This is a genomic window from Mycolicibacterium frederiksbergense (genome assembly GCF_012223425.1).
Classification (GTDB): Bacteria; Actinomycetota; Actinomycetes; order Mycobacteriales; family Mycobacteriaceae; genus Mycobacterium; species Mycobacterium frederiksbergense.
Genome location: NZ_CP038799.1, coordinates 5391653 through 5405954, shown reverse-complemented (window position 1 = coordinate 5405954; position 14302 = coordinate 5391653). Strand labels below are relative to the sequence as shown.

General features: G+C 66.0%; 17 protein-coding genes and 1 pseudogene. 12 read left to right on the top strand and 6 right to left on the bottom strand.

All coding sequences use genetic code 11. From position 1 onward, the window contains the following. Positions 1-35: 35 nt before the first annotated feature. From EXE63_RS29155 to EXE63_RS29125, 7 genes are all read left to right on the top strand, one after another. Positions 36-845 carry an LLM class F420-dependent oxidoreductase gene (locus EXE63_RS29155; RefSeq protein WP_168144828.1) on the top strand — a complete coding sequence of 270 codons (810 nt, stop codon included), beginning with the start codon at positions 36-38 and terminating at the stop codon, positions 843-845. A 132-nt stretch (positions 846-977) separates the two neighbouring features. Next, on the top strand, positions 978-1229 hold the full coding sequence (locus EXE63_RS29150) for a BatC protein (protein ID WP_168144827.1): 252 nt from the start codon (positions 978-980) through the stop codon (positions 1227-1229). Positions 1230-1238: 9 nt separating this feature from the next. Beyond that, the gene (locus tag EXE63_RS29145; RefSeq protein WP_168145836.1) at positions 1239-2465 is read left to right on the top strand and encodes a cupin domain-containing protein; all 1227 of its coding nucleotides are present in this window, start codon (positions 1239-1241) and stop codon (positions 2463-2465) included. Positions 2466-2474: 9 nt separating this feature from the next. After that, positions 2475-3362 (top strand): ferredoxin family protein, encoded by an 888-nt coding sequence (locus tag EXE63_RS29140; RefSeq protein WP_168144826.1) that lies wholly within the window; start codon positions 2475-2477, stop codon positions 3360-3362. A 36-nt stretch (positions 3363-3398) separates the two neighbouring features. Continuing rightward, entirely contained in the window at positions 3399-4541 is a 1143-nt protein-coding gene (locus EXE63_RS29135; protein ID WP_168144825.1) for an SGNH/GDSL hydrolase family protein, read from the top strand. 71 nt (positions 4542-4612) lie between these two features. Then, positions 4613-5410, top strand: a complete 798-nt coding sequence (locus EXE63_RS29130) for a lysophospholipid acyltransferase family protein (RefSeq protein WP_168144824.1) — start codon at positions 4613-4615, stop codon at positions 5408-5410. A gap of 43 nt (positions 5411-5453) precedes the next feature. After that, a complete protein-coding gene (locus tag EXE63_RS29125) occupies positions 5454-5663 on the top strand; it encodes a DUF3072 domain-containing protein (protein WP_168144823.1) in 210 nt (69 codons plus the stop codon). 68 nt (positions 5664-5731) lie between these two features. On the opposite strand, the pseudogene EXE63_RS29120 reads toward EXE63_RS29125, so the two are convergent. Next, positions 5732-6194: pseudogene (locus EXE63_RS29120) on the bottom strand (SRPBCC family protein). A gap of 47 nt (positions 6195-6241) precedes the next feature. After that, positions 6242-7465 (bottom strand): oxygenase MpaB family protein, encoded by a 1224-nt coding sequence (locus EXE63_RS29115; RefSeq protein ID WP_168144822.1) that lies wholly within the window; start codon positions 7463-7465, stop codon positions 6242-6244. 142 nt (positions 7466-7607) lie between these two features. Here EXE63_RS29115 and EXE63_RS29110 point away from each other — a divergent pair, with 142 nt between their 5' ends. Next, positions 7608-8489, top strand: a complete 882-nt coding sequence (locus tag EXE63_RS29110; protein WP_168144821.1) for a sialate O-acetylesterase — start codon at positions 7608-7610, stop codon at positions 8487-8489. A gap of 37 nt (positions 8490-8526) precedes the next feature. On the opposite strand, the gene EXE63_RS29105 is transcribed toward EXE63_RS29110, so the two are convergent. Together EXE63_RS29105 and EXE63_RS29100 are read right to left on the bottom strand one after the other, a co-directional pair. Further along, positions 8527-8823: a hypothetical protein gene (locus EXE63_RS29105; protein ID WP_168144820.1), complete on the bottom strand. Its 297-nt coding sequence runs from the start codon at positions 8821-8823 to the stop codon at positions 8527-8529. After that, the gene (locus EXE63_RS29100) at positions 8795-9121 is read right to left on the bottom strand and encodes a hypothetical protein (RefSeq protein ID WP_168144819.1); all 327 of its coding nucleotides are present in this window, start codon (positions 9119-9121) and stop codon (positions 8795-8797) included. Before EXE63_RS29100 ends, EXE63_RS29105 begins: the two co-directional genes overlap by 29 nt. A gap of 205 nt (positions 9122-9326) precedes the next feature. On the opposite strand from EXE63_RS29100, the gene EXE63_RS29095 reads away from it, so the two are divergent. The 3 genes from EXE63_RS29095 (at position 9327) to EXE63_RS29085 (ending at position 11439) form a co-directional block, all read left to right on the top strand. Next, positions 9327-9815: a DinB family protein gene (locus EXE63_RS29095; RefSeq protein WP_168144818.1), complete on the top strand. Its 489-nt coding sequence runs from the start codon at positions 9327-9329 to the stop codon at positions 9813-9815. Positions 9816-9913: 98 nt separating this feature from the next. Next, the gene (locus EXE63_RS29090) at positions 9914-10456 is read left to right on the top strand and encodes a hypothetical protein (protein WP_168144817.1); all 543 of its coding nucleotides are present in this window, start codon (positions 9914-9916) and stop codon (positions 10454-10456) included. Then, positions 10453-11439 carry an NAD(P)H-quinone oxidoreductase gene (locus tag EXE63_RS29085; protein ID WP_168144816.1) on the top strand — a complete coding sequence of 329 codons (987 nt, stop codon included), beginning with the start codon at positions 10453-10455 and terminating at the stop codon, positions 11437-11439. The genes EXE63_RS29090 and EXE63_RS29085 overlap by 4 nt, the downstream gene beginning before the upstream one ends. A 6-nt stretch (positions 11440-11445) precedes the next feature. On the opposite strand, the gene EXE63_RS29080 is transcribed toward EXE63_RS29085, so the two are convergent. Further along, a complete protein-coding gene (locus EXE63_RS29080) occupies positions 11446-12288 on the bottom strand; it encodes an alpha/beta fold hydrolase (RefSeq protein WP_168144815.1) in 843 nt (280 codons plus the stop codon). 29 nt (positions 12289-12317) lie between these two features. Then, entirely contained in the window at positions 12318-13619 is a 1302-nt protein-coding gene (locus EXE63_RS29075; RefSeq protein ID WP_168144814.1) for an FAD-dependent oxidoreductase, read from the bottom strand. Between the two features lie 307 nt (positions 13620-13926). Here EXE63_RS29075 and EXE63_RS32560 point away from each other — a divergent pair, with 307 nt between their 5' ends. Then, positions 13927-14253: a hypothetical protein gene (locus tag EXE63_RS32560; RefSeq protein ID WP_210000095.1), complete on the top strand. Its 327-nt coding sequence runs from the start codon at positions 13927-13929 to the stop codon at positions 14251-14253. The last annotated feature ends 49 nt before the right edge of the window (positions 14254-14302 follow it).

Genomic DNA, 14302 nt, shown 5'->3' with positions numbered 1-14302 from the left:
TCAAGGGTCGCCCCTTCCCCGACTCAGGAGCATCCATGACCCGTCCCGTCCGCGTCGCCGTACAGATCCAGCCCGGCGGCACGCCCGACTACCGCACCTGGCGCGACGCCGTCCTGGCCGCCGACGACCTCGGTGTTGACGTGATCTTCGGCTACGACCACTTCCACCTCCCGGCGATGAAGGCCCTCGTCGACGGCAAGCCGGTCATGTACGACGAGCAACCCGACGTCGCCAACTTCGAAGGTTGGACCGCACTCGCGTCGTGGGGCGAGATCACCTCACACGCCGAGATCGGGTTGCTTGTCACCGGCGTCGGGTACCGCAACGCCGACCTGCTCGCCGACATGGCGCGCACCGTCGACCACATCAGCGGCGGTCGGCTCATCCTCGGCCTGGGCGCGGGATGGTACGAAAAGGATTACACCACCTACGGTTACGACTTCGGCACCTTTGGCTCCCGGTTCGATCTGTTCGACGAGAGCTTGATTCGCATCGAAAGCCGGCTCGCTGCGCTGATTCCGCCGCCCGTGCGCAAGCTACCCATCCTCATCGGGGGCACCGGGCCCAAGCGTTCGCTGCCCGCCGTCGCCCGGCACGCCGACATCTGGCACGCGTTCGCCGACCTCGACGCCTTCCGTAGGTCCAGCGACCGCGTCGATGAGCTGGCAGAAACGTTCGGCCGCAACGGCGCCGATATCGAGCGCTCGACGCTCTGGGCGAACGCCGAGGGCGCCGATGCCTTCCGCGAGGCAGGAGTGAGCTTATTTCAGACCGAACTCACCGCCGACAACGGTTACGACCTCACGTCTCTGAAAGAGGTGCTCACCTGGCGGGACAACGGGTGAGCAGGTAAGCCAACCCTGGGGTTTCGGGTGCCCCCAGGCGGGGCACACCGTCGACGCGCACAGCCTGCGCACGCTGACGCGACGCGGAAGCGAAAGCAATCCCCATGGGGATCACATCGGAAAGAGACTCACATGGCGCTCGACGACAATGACATCAGCACCTCGCCGGCAGCCGGCGGCGAAGGAACGGCCGACGGCGGAAGCAACCCCGAGGGCCATGACGGTGGCGCTGACGGCACCGCCGGTGGCGAAGGCCCCGCCGACGGCGGAAGCAACCCCGAAGGTCACGACGGTGGCGCTGACGGCACCGCCGGTGGCGAAGGCCCCGCCGACGGCGGAAGCAACCCCGAAGGCCACGACGGCGGCGCCGACGGCACCGCCTGAGAGTCCGTGGTGCTCAGCCGTTGTATAGGCATCGACACTGATGTCTTCGCCACCGAGTACTGGGGTCAAAAGCCACTGCTGAGCCGCTCGGCTGCGCTACCCCGCGACTTCTGCGATCTGTTGTCGCCCGACACGGTCGACGAGCTCATTGCAGAGCGCGGGGTGCGCGCGCCTTTCATCCGGCTGGCCAAGGAAGGGCACGTCCTGTCCAAGGACTCCTACCTCGGGCCTGCCGGCTTCGGTGCGGAAATCGCCGACCAGGTCGACTCGGCGAAGGTGCTCAGCCGGCTCGGGTCGGGCGCCACCGTCGTTCTGCAAGGGCTGCACCGGCTTTGGCCGCCACTCATCGACTTCGTCGGTCATGCCGTCGACGACATCGGTCATCCGGTTCAGGCGAATGCGTACATCACGCCACCAGGCAATCGGGGCTTCGACTTCCACTACGATGTGCACGACGTGTTCGTCCTGCAGGTATCTGGAACCAAACGCTGGATCGTGCATGAACCGGTGCACGTTCATCCGCTGCCATCGCAGTCGTGGACCGACCATCGCGACCAGATCGCTGAGCGCGTCACCGGCGAGCCGGTCATCGACGCCGAGCTGTCGCAGGGCGACGCGCTCTATCTACCACGTGGGTGGGTGCATGCGGCGCAGACGCTGGACACGACCTCCATCCACCTGACGATCGGTGTGGAGGCGACGACGGCGGTGGATATCGCGCGCGCCGTACTCGACCAGCTCGGCGCCGTCGAAGAGTTCCGGGCCCCACTCCCCTTGGGCATCAATCCGGTCGACAAAGACGGTGTCGCGGCAACTACAGCCAAAGTCATCGCGCAGATCGCCGGCCATCTCCGCGACAACGCAGAAGTGCTGAGCACTGCTGCCGCCGAGCGGTTGATCACCCGGCACGGATCGCGAACCAGAGCCGAAGCGGTCCGCCCGCTGGCGATGATGCGTGCCGCTGAGCAGGCCGACACCATGCATGTGCGGTGGCGTCGCGGCCTGACCGCCACCATCTCGGAGGAACGCGATGGCCGGGTGGCCCTGAGCTTGGCGGACAAGACCATCCGTTTCCCGGTGGTGTGCTCCGGTGCGTTACGGGAACTCATCACCGGCAGGACCGCCGACGCAGCGGCGTTACCCGGTCTGGACAGCGCCGATGGCGCAGTGCTGATTCGGCGGCTGCTCCGAGAAGGTGTGCTGGTGCCCTGCCCTGCCGACCGGGCCCACCCCTAGGCTGAGCTGGTGACGCCGGAGAAACGCCCGCCGTGCAGCGTTGAGTCCCTGGCTCGTGACGAGCCGATGTACGGCACGGCGTCGGCCGGATCGTCCTGGCTGTTGCTCGAACTCGAAGGCGGCTGGGGCCCGTCGGCGTTCCTGCAGTCGCCGAGTTGTATCGACCCGACTCTGGGACGGTCGATCGTGCGGCGCGCCGAGTCGGCGGGGATGCGCATCGCCGCGATCCGGCGGCACGGACGGCGGTCGTCGAGCCCGCGATGGCGGTGGTTCGTGGCGAATTCCACGGTGGGACAACAGCATGCCCTCTTTCACGGCGAGGTCGGTGAGGCACGTGAGTACCTGGACCTCGACCTCGGCGGCGGCGACGGTGTCCGATCGGAAGATCCGCTCGTGGCTGTCTGCGCGCACGGCAAGCACGACCAGTGCTGCGCTGTGCGGGGGCGGGCAGCAGCAGCCGCCATCGCCGCGTCGTATCCCGAGATAGTCTGGGAGTGTTCGCATCTGGGTGGGGATCGGTTTGCCGCGACGATGCTGATCCTGCCGGAGGGCCTGTGCTACGGCCGCGCCGACAGCACCGACGCCGCCGAATTCCTCCGGCTGTACTTCGACGGCAGACTCGACGACCGATACCTGCGCGGCAGAACCTCTGTCCCCCACGCTGTGCAGGCTGCGCAACACTTCGCCCGCGAAGCCTATGGCGACGACCGGATCGAAGCACTGAATCCCGTCACCGTCGACAGTGCTGACGGAGTCGTCCGGGTTGTGTTGGCGGCCGACAACGGCGCGGTCGAGGTCCTCTTGAACGAAGCGATGTCCAGGCCGCTGTTCTCACAGTGCCGAGCAACCACGGCAGGTCCGGTCCGAACGTACAGTCTTCGTTCGATCAGCAACTGATGCCAGTACCGAACTACTGAACGGAGCCCTACGGCCATGCCGGTTACCACCCCGATCTCCATGGACATCGTGCGCGGTGCGCGCGAACTGGAACCGACGGCGCACGGCCTGCTTCCGCATCGGTTGCCTGGCTGGGCACGAGCGCAATGCGCGGATGCTCAGCTGGCAATGGCCGAATCCCAGCCCGCCGGTTGCCGATTGGTGTTTCGCACCCTGTCCACGATGATCGAACTGGATGCGCTGCGCACCCGTGCGGCCTATCGGGGGATGCCGATGCGGCCCGACGGCGTCTACGACTTGCTGATCGACGGCCGACTCGCCGCGCAGGCGAGCCTGACCGGCGGCAACGTGCTGATGAAGGACGCCGCGAGCGGCACCGAGGAACTCCTGCCCGGTGCACCCGGCACGATTCGCTTCGCCGATCTTCCTGATCGCCACAAGACCGTCGAGATCTGGTTGCCGCACAACGAAACCACCGAACTGATCGCACTTCGCAGCGACCAGCAGCTGGAAAGCTGCCCGATCACCCGGCCCATCTGGCTACATCACGGCAGCTCCATCAGCCACGGCTCCAACGCACTTCACCCCACCGGCACCTGGCCCGCGCTGGCGGCTGCCGGCGCCGGCGTGGAACTGATCAACCTCGGTATGGGTGGCTCGGCCCTGCTGGATCCTTTCACCGCACGCACGATGCGCGACATTCCGGCCGATCTGATCAGCATCAAGATCGGCATCAACGTCGTCAACGCCGATCTGATGCGCCTTCGCGCGTTCGGGCCCTCCGTACACGGCTTTCTCGACACCATCCGCGACGGTCACCCGACAACTCCGATCGTCGTCGTCTCCGCGCTCTACTGCCCCATCCACGAAGACACCCCCGGACCGCTGGCTCCCGATTTCAGCAGCGGCACAATGACATTTGTCGCCACCGGAGATCCGGCAGAGACCAGGGCGGGCAAGCTCACGCTGAGCGTCATCCGTCACGAACTGGCGGCCATCGTCGAACAACGCTCCACTGTCGACCCACACCTTCGCTACCTCGACGGATTGACGTTGTATGGGCCCGACGACTTCTCCGAGCTTCCTCTCGCCGACAACGTGCATCCCGGCCCGCAGGTTCACCAACGTGTCGGCGAGCGCTTTGTGGGCACCATCCGCGAGATCTTCACCGACGATTGAACCCACGCAAGAAAGGGCATCCGCTCTGTGCGCTGGATCACAACTCCGGCCCGACGCAGTCAGGGAGTGGAATGGGCGGAACACACAATGAAATCGCCAAGTGGGATCCATCCGTAGCACGCCGGATCAGCAATGCGATCGGGCCGATCGTGGCCCGCTACTTTCGGGCGGAGGTCAAGGATCTCGCGAATGTGCCCGCCCTCGGCGGGGCGTTGATCGTCTCCAATCACTCCGGCGGCGTGCTCACACCCGACGTGCTGATCTTTGCGCCGGCCTTCTACAACACATTCGGCTATGACCGGCCGCTGCACATCTTGGCGCACTACGGGGTGTTGCTGGGGCCGTGGGGCTCGGCCCTGTCGCAGGCCGGCGCCATCGAGGCCACACCGGACAACGCGGCGGCGGCGTTGCGCTCCGATGCGGTGGTCCTCGTATTCCCGGGCGGCGATTACGACGCATTCCGTCCGTCGGAATCAGCCAATGTCATCGACTTCGAGGGGCGTACCGGCTACGTCCGGACCGCCATCCAGTCGGGTGTGCCGATCGTGCCGATGGTGTCGATCGGCGGCCAGGAAACCCAGTGGTTCCTGGCCCGCGGCGACGGTCTGGCGCGGCGCCTCGGACTGCACCGGATCCGGTTCAACGCCCTTCCGCTCACCTTCGGCCTGCCCTTCGGCCTGACCACCGTGCTGCCCGCGAACATTCCGCTGCCGTCCAAGATTGTGATGCGCGTGCTCGCCCCGATCGATGTGACCGAGCAGTTCGGGGATGACCCTGACATCGACGAGGTGGATGACCACGTCCGAACGGTGATGCAGCGCGCCCTGGACGATCTGGCCCGCAAACGCCGATTCCCGATCCTCGGCTGAACCCGAGGTTTCGAACATACGTGCTACGGGCATTTATCTGGTCATGAATGATGACACCACACAAGCGCCCAACGAAAACGCCGAGAAGGATACATCGCAGTGGGTCACCGGCGATGAGCCGATGACCGGCCCGCAACGCAGCTATTTGCACACGCTTGCCCAGGAGGCGGGCGCGGAGGTTCCCGAGGACGTGACGAAAGCGCAAGCCTCCGACCTCATCGAGGAGCTGCAACAAAAGACCGGGCGCGGCTGACCGGGCCGGTTCGTCGCCTCAGCGCACCCACGCACGTACCTCGTTGACGCAACGTCCAGCCTGGTGGCTCAGGACGTCGCCTCGGCGGCGAGCCTGGACAGCGTGTCGTCCAATTGGTCCTCGGTGACGAGCGGGAACTTGACCTTTTCGAGCAGCTTCTTGTCGGTGACCTTGGACCAGTCATAGGTATGACGGACCAGCGTCTCGCCCGGGCCGTGCGCTTCCAGCTCCCACAGCCATTCCCAGCCGGGAGGCTCAGTACCCGCGGGCGCCGTCTTCCAGGCCAGCAGCTTGTCCTTCGCATACCCGGTGACGTGGTTGTCGGTCTTGTATTCCCCGCCCATATGGTCGCCCTGCATGTTCATCGTGAACACCTCGCCGACCTTCTGAATCCGATCGGCATGGTCGACACTGCGGACAAACCCGGACCCGTCGAGCACTGGATGCCGCTCGGGTTGGACAGGATGTCGAACACCGCATCGACGGGGCGGTGATGGTTCGTTCGACGGTGACCTTTGCTTCGTTGCTCATACCCGCGGGGTGCCCAACATGGCCGCGTCGCTAAACAATGACGGATCTCAGGCCACGACCCTGCTCACGTGCGCTGCCGAATCCCCGATGGCGACCTCGCTTCCGCCGATCATGGTGCGAAGCAACTCCGCCTGCTCGCGTTGACCGCGACGCGCAGCCCGGTCCATACCGCCGGGCAGCGTCAGGTCGACCGCACTGCGCACGACATTGACCGGCAACTTGAGCAGCGGATACCACGGCAGCACGAAGGTCGGCAGTCCCAGCATCCGCATCGCGCGGGGTCCCAGGAAGGCGCTCGTCACCGAGAGGTGCTGGGCCCGCGCCAGCTGCCGGCGCAGCGCGGGAAGGCTGTCGAAATGCCAGGCCAGCGGATCGTCGGCCATCGGTGCGGCCAGTTGCCGCGTGGACTCATCCGGCGCCGAGAGCGCGGTCAAGGTGTGGTAAAGCACCCTGATGCCGTCGCGGAAGCTGTGCGGCAACCACTCATCCTCGACACCGATGAGCCACCCGACATAGCGCGTCAGGTGAGCCACAGCATCCAGATCATCAGGCGCGGTGAGGATTCCCATTCCGAGGCTGGCCGCCGGCGGAGCAATGAGGGCACCGATCAAGGTGGCCGCCATATCAGTCTGGTTGACCGGCACGCCCCAGTCGTCGGGGTGCCAGTCCGGCATCGCACCGACATGCCTGCGCACGAAGGCGTGAATGAGCCGCACCCGGATCGTGGACCGATAACCGACCCCCAGTGGTTCGAGGCCGTCTTCGGCGATGACGTCCATCGCCCATTGCATGGTCTCGGCGAAGCGCTTGTTGGAGCCCTTCTCCAGCGCTCCGGTGCGCAGCAGGGTCTTGTTGAAGCCGGAGAACTGGTAACCGCCCAGCAAGGACACATCGCGCGCGATATACATGCCGTCGGCACCGCCCCGCCGCATGGCGCGCTGCCCGCGCCGGATCAGCCCGGGATCGACCCAGTCCGGCAGAGTCTCCACCGAGGAGAAGAAGTCCCGCAGCGGCTGCGGCGCTTCCGGCACATTCGCGATGCCTTCGACCAGTGCCCGGTCGAACAGCGGACGGGTCTGCGGCAGGCCGGTGACCACCATCCAGTCCAGCAGTCGATCCATGGGCTCGTCACCGACGGTGAGCCGCTCCCCGAGTCGATGCCATTGCCCCGGGCCTGGCCTGCGTATACCCAGGCCGGTGGCCAAGAGCTTGATCATCCCCGGCACCGGACGAGGTCCGGCAGGATGCCTGCTCGGGACACCTACAGTCATCGCTGCTCCCCTTTGAGCTGATTTTGACAACGCTTGTAGTCAACAGATCGTACGTGGCACTCGACGGGTGTCAACAAGCCGCACCGCGCATACCTCCCGGGTTCAGATGTGTGCCGGTCGGGGCGGTTGTACTGTCCTGGCCATGCGCACGCCCCGCAATCCTGATGGCGACGCCCCGCTGTGGAAGCGGGCGGCCTTCGAACTGAAGTGCTTCATCAAACGCCGGATCGCACCGAAGGGCGTCCCAGTGGCGCCACCGAGCGAGCCGTACCTGGTGGTGCCGATCCTCGGGCAGTCCAACGCGTTCGGGATGGGCCTGCCATTGGATCGGGAGGGGGCCGACAAACCGCACCCGAATGTGCACCAGTGGGCCAACAGTGGCCCGTCGAAGAACACCGTCATCCTCGGCGCGGATCCGCTGGTGCACGAGACACCCTCGCGGCGTGTCGGTTTCGGCGTGACGTTCGGCAAGGCGCTGACCGAGGCGACCAATCGCTCGGTTCTGCTGGTGCCCTGCGCCCGCGGCGACACCTCGTTTCATCCGAAGAACGGGTACACCTGGGACATCGAGGACACCAAGACCCGACGCAATCTCTACCGTGAGGCGGTCCGTTCGATCGACGCTGCCCTGGCACAACATCCGGGAAGCACCGTTGCTGTCGTGTTGTGGCACCAGGGGGAATCCGATGTGCCCTTGACGACTGGGCCGGACTACCAGCGCAAGCTCGACGCCCTGTTCGGCGATCTTCGCGCCCGCTATGGGGCCGAGACTCCGATCATCCTCGGCGGCATGGTGCCCGAGGAGATGGAGCTCAGCGGCAAGGACTATACGGTGATCGACGCCGTGCACCAGGACACCCCGAATCGCCTGCCGCGGACGGCATTTGTGCCCGGCAACAGGGATTCGATCAACAGTCTGGCCGATCGTCATTACAACGCCGAAGGCGTCCGAGCCCTGGGGCGCGATATGTGGGCGGCCTACCAGAGACTCGACGCTGCCGCACTGCGGGACTACCGCCGCTGACCTGAACCGTCCGCGCCCCATCTGGTGCGTCGCGACATCAATTCGGCTCGGAAAGCGGCTCCTGCCAACGTGTTCGGCGCTGCTCGTCGGTCTGCTCCCACCACGGCGGTTGGCCCCGCTCCCCCAGGGCGACCTTGGCGGCCTGTACGCCGGCGCGGGCCGCCGGCTCCTCCGGCGTCCCCTTCGTCCTGCGCACCTCTCGGCGCCACGCCATCAATATCCGCACCAGCTCGGTCCGGCGTTTCTCAGGTATCGACGGATCCGTCGCGCGCCAGCGCCTCCCGTCGATGACCACATGGTGACCATCAGCTGTTGTCTGCGGCCGCTCGCTCATAGGTCGATGGTAGGCAGGTGTACACGGGGACGATCTCGGTGCGGGCGATCGCCCGTTCCCGATCGTCCGACAGCGCGGTGCGACGCGGGTCCGCCATGTATCGGTCCATCGCTGCCGCCGATGCCCACTCGAACAGCTGGATCTCCAACGGCCGGCCCTCGGCGCCATCTGTCCACGCGCGGTGGACGACGCTTCCGCCGTGCTCGGTGACCAGTCGAAGCACCGCGTCCTCGTAGTCGCTGAGCGCCTGCTCCATTCCGGGGTGTGCCCACAGAAACACATACATCGTCTGCGTCATCGTGGAAGGGTGGCACGCCTCGCGGCGGATTGCCCACTTGTTTTCATGCCCCTGGCGCAGAACCGGGCGGGTGGGACATACTGATCTCAGGCGCGGCCCCCGATCGGTGTAGGCCCACAATCCCTATCTCCCTCCCTCGACTCTTTCCCCTGACGGGACGGGACCTGTCGTGCCTTCACTCATCTCACCAGAACGGAGAAAGCCGATGTCTGTCAACATCATCAGGAGCGGCACCGAGCGACTGATCATCGAGAACACCCTGGATCGCAACCGATCGGCCCTCATCGACGCCGTGCGCGGGCTCTCCGAGTCAGACGCCCGGCGCCGGCTCGTCGCGTCGCTGACCACGCCCATCTCGTTGATCAAGCATGCGGCGGCCGCCGAACGCATCTGGTTCCAACGCTTTTGGGCCGGCCTGGACGCTGCGGAGTGTGACGGATACGCCGAGCGTGACGAGGGCACCTTCGACGTCGGCGCGCACGAGTCGCTCGCCGGTGTGATCGCCGAATTCGAGCGGTCCAGCCGGCTGTCCCGCACGATTGCGGCACGGTTCGACCTCGATGACACCAAGGTCAATCCCGTCGAGGGTGAACTCAGTATGCGGTGGACACTGCTGGCCATGATCGAGGAGTTCGCCAGGCATGCCGGACACGCCGACATCCTGCGCGAGCAGATCGAAGCCGGTGGCGGCTAGCACTACCCGATGAGGTCACGCCAGCGTCATTGTCCACACCGCGGTCACCCGGACATGCTGTGTGGTGTAAGCCTCCCCATCGATGACAGGAGCAGAACATGAGCAAGGCAGTGCGCGACGAACTGGTGCTCTCGCACGCAGCGATCACCGCCGACGTGGAGGCGCCGTTCGAGCGTGTGGATATCGCCCAATGGTTGAAAACCCTTCCCACACATGAGTATCAGCGCTGCGCGCCTGGCGATCACAAGGCTGCGGGATATACGGTCGACGACGACGGCACACCCATGTCGATCAACATCGAGATGATCGGCACCGGGCTGGTCATCCAGCAGTACCGATTCGAGGTCGCTGAAACCCACTACTGCAAGATGGTGTCGTTGTCAGACATTCTCACCCCCGCCGGGTGGACAACCACCCAGGTGATCTGGGAGCTTCGCATGGAGCAGCTCGACGGTGACCGGTGCCGCTACACCAACACCGTGACCTCCCATCCCACCGAGGCGTTTCTGAAGTTCATCGCCGAGAACGGCCAGACCTTCAGCGAGGCAGCCGATGCGCGGCAGGAGGCGTCTGGGCGGCACTGCCGCGTCGAGACACCGCTGTACGCACAGAGCATCGCCCGCTGGGCAGCCGCGCGATGAACGGCGCGATCTTGTTCGATCACCCAGGTGAGCCGGACGTGCTGCAGTGGCGGGAGGTCGAGCGCTTGCAGCCCCGGCCCCACGAGGTGGTGATCAGAGTTGCGGCGGCGGGGATCAACAACGCCGACCTGCTACAGCGCCGTGGGCACTATCCGGTGCCGTCGTGGGCGCCGCGCCCGCTGGGGCTGGAGTGCTCCGGAACGATCACCGCCGTCGGAGCAGATGTCGCGGCCTGGTCACCGGGAGATGATGTGTGCGCGCTGCTCGACGGCGGCGGCTACGCCGACGAAGTCGCCGTGCCCGCGGCCCAGGTGATGCCGATCCCCCAGGGTGTCAACATGATCGAAGCGGCCGCGATCCCTGAGGTGGCCGCCACCGTCTACTCCAACCTCGCCATGATCGCCGGACTCGGGAAGAGTCACACCGTGCTGATCCACGGCGCGGGCGGCGGTATCGGCACCTTCGCGATCCAATGGGCCGTCGCGATCGGCGCCCACGTCATCACCACCGCCGGCAGTGACGCCAAGGTGCAGGCAGGCCTGAGTCTCGGCGCTCAGACCGCGATCAACTACCGCTCAGAGGATTTCGTCGCCGCCACCCTGGAAGCCACCGGCGGGCGCGGCGTCGACAGCATCCTCGACGTCGTGGGAGCGGACTACCTGGGGCGCAACCTCGAATGCTTGGCACCCGACGGACATCTGGTGATCATCGGCGGCACCACCGGGTCCACGCAGTTGGACATCGGCTACCTGATGTCCAAACGCGCCACCGTGTCTGCGACCATGCTGCGGGCGCGCCCGCTGCACCAGAAAGCCGAGATCATCAGCGGCGTGACCCGCGATGTCCTTCCTTTGTTCGCCTCCGGGGCAGTCCGTGTCGTCGTGGACACCGTCATTCCCCTGACCGAAGCCGCTCGCGCGCACCAGCTGCTGGAATCCAAGCGCACCGTCGGCAAGGTGATCCTGGACAACCGGCCGCAGTGATCCCGATCAGAAAAGATCGGGTGCCACCGGCGGCACGTCGTCAAGGAACGCGGTCACCAACGGCACCAACACATCAGCTTGCCCGGCGAGGCCTATATGCGATGTGGCCGGCAACACCACCAGGCGCGCCTGCGGAACACTCTGCAATAGTCCCGTTTTGGCCGCGTCGTCGTCCACTCCCCCGCGCAGCCTGAACAAGGTCAGCGCGTGCTCCAGAATCACCGAGTCCGCGTCACCGACGATCACCATCGTCCTGGCAGCGATGGCTCGCACCTGCTCCTCGCCGATCTGCTGATCCGCGATGTTGAGTGCCTTCATCTTCTCCAGGTAGGCATCGAAGGCACCCGGCGCAGAGGTGTGTGCGGTGAACGCGGTGTGCACGGGCGTGCCGGCGAAGTCGGCGGCACGCATAGCCGCGATGGCTTCGGCCACCGACGGATGCCAGCCGTCGCGGTTAAACGTCGCCGACATGGCCACCAACTTGCTCACGAGGGTGGGATTCCTGATGGCAAGTTGCATGGCAGCGCCACCGCCCTGTGAGTAGCCCATCACATCCGCTCGTGCCACCCCGAGCGCACGCAACAGCTCGGCGGCATCGTCCCCGAACTGCTCATAGGACATGGCTCGGGCGGTGTCCGGGGTACGGCCGTGCCCCTGCTGGTCGAACACGATGACGGTGCGGGTTTTTGCAAAGGCGTCCACCCAGTCCGGCATCGAGTCGGTGGCCATGAACGCGCCCGGGATGAGCAGCAACGGAATCCCGGGGGCAGCGAGGTCGCCGTGCACCTCGTAGTACAGATCCAGACCGTTGATCGGTAGGTGACCGCTTCGCGAGAGCTTCTTTCCCATGGTGGTTGGACCCGCGGAACGGCCGGAACTCATCGCCGCCGGACCGAATGCGCAATGACGCGCGCCGCACGCACGGGAGAGGCGAGCGTGAACCCTGAGTCCATGCCCTGTAGGACCCGGAGAAACGCCTCGGTGAGCCCGGCGTCGTCGGAGGCCGCGGCCATGTAGGCCGTCGTGTAGGTGTTGAACGCCCGCTGCGGCCACATCGTCCATCCGGTTGCCGGCGTGACGGCAAAATCGTTGAGCCGGTTGGCATGCCAGACCGGCGCGATCCGGCGGGCGGCTTTGCGGAAGAATGCTCTGCTCAGATCGGGAATATCATTGTCGGCGAAGGCCTTTCGCAGCGCGAGGGCTTGCTGCGCCGCAGAGGTCATGCCCTGCCCGTAGACCGGGTTGAAACTGCACACCGCGTCACCGGTGACCAGAAGTCCGACGGGAAAGGATGTCAGCTTGTCGTAGCGCCGCCACACGCTGGCCTGGTACCGACGGTGGTGAAGTTCGCCGAGTGGCTCTGCCGCCTTGAGCACCGAGCTGATATGCCGTGGCAGGAGCCGGGCCGCGCCCTCGAGGACGGAAGGCAGATCGGCCGGGAGCCGCTGCCCTCCGGTACCGATCAGCGTGAAGATCACGGTGCCATCCTCGTTCGCGAGCATTCCGGCGCCGGTGGGACGCTGCAAGGTCGGGCTGATGACGGCGGCCTTTTCGTGGAGCAATCCGCCGGGGACTCGAAAAAGCTGGCTGGTGTAGCTGAGCTGCACGCGGTAGGTCTGTTCGACCGGCCGACCGAACCCGTGAGCCTCCAGGAATGCCGGTGTCCGGGCCGATCGGCCCGACGAGTCGACGACGACATCGGCCGGCACCTCGAACGTACGCTTTGTGCAGCGGCTACCGACCTTTACTCCCGTCACCGTGCGCCCACTCAGCGTCGGTTCGATCACGTCATGACCGTCTAGGAACGTCACGTTCGACAACGAGCGAACCCGCTCACGGACAACAGATTCCAGCAGTGGTCTGCTTGCCAGGACGACCCTTATGGCATCGGGATCAGCCACGGTCCCGCGCCTGCACAGAACGCGCCCGTTGATGTCAAGGTAAGCCTGCGACAGGTCGCGGGAATCGAGAACCGGCGCGCCCTTTGACCGCAGTTCCTCACTGACGCCCGGCAGGAGATCCTCGAGCGCTCTGAGGCCAGAGCTGAGCAGCATGTGGAGGTGCAGGCCCTGTTGCACTCCGGGCCGTTGCGAGACCTGGTCGGGAAGCTTGTCGCGCTCGATCACCGTCACCGAGTCGCACGTTTCGGCCATTACTCGAGCAGCCAACAGGCCGCTCATGCTTGCCCCGCACACCACCGCTGACTGCGTCGACATCGCGTTCCTCCCCCGCACCGAAACTCTACGGCGGGATTCCGTGCTTAACCCGCATTGAAAGCGGGTAACACATCGGGGTCGTTCCCGCAGAGCAGTGTTCGCACTGTTCGGCAGCCGTACTAGCAGAATCGAGTCACATATGACCGTCGTTCAGATTGTCCGTCGTCTACCCCTCGCGGCCGCAGTGGCGGGCGCAGTACTGGCGGGCGGGCTCACCGCCTGCAGTTCCGACAGCGGAACCTCGACCGAGACCTCGACAACAGAGTCGACGATGACGACCACTCCCTCCACCGGCGCGGCCACCACCACGCTTGCGCCGTCGTCATCCGCCCCGGCTCCGGGTGCCGACGCCGGGCCCGGTGGCGCGACGGCCACCGCACCCGGCGCCAGTGCAGGGGCAGGCCCGGGCGGAGCTACCGCGGGCGTTCCCGGAGCGGGCGCGGAAGCCGGTCCCGGCGGCGCATCTGCCGGTGTTCCCGGAGCGGGCGCGGAAGCCGGTCCCGGCGGCGCTTCCGTCGGTGTTCCCGGAGCGGGCGCGGGCGCCGGTCCCGACGGTGCCGGCGCGTGCGTCGGATCGGTCTGCGTCGGTACGCCCTAGATAGTCATAGCGAAAGGGGCGGGATCCGAGGATCCCGCCCCTTTCGATG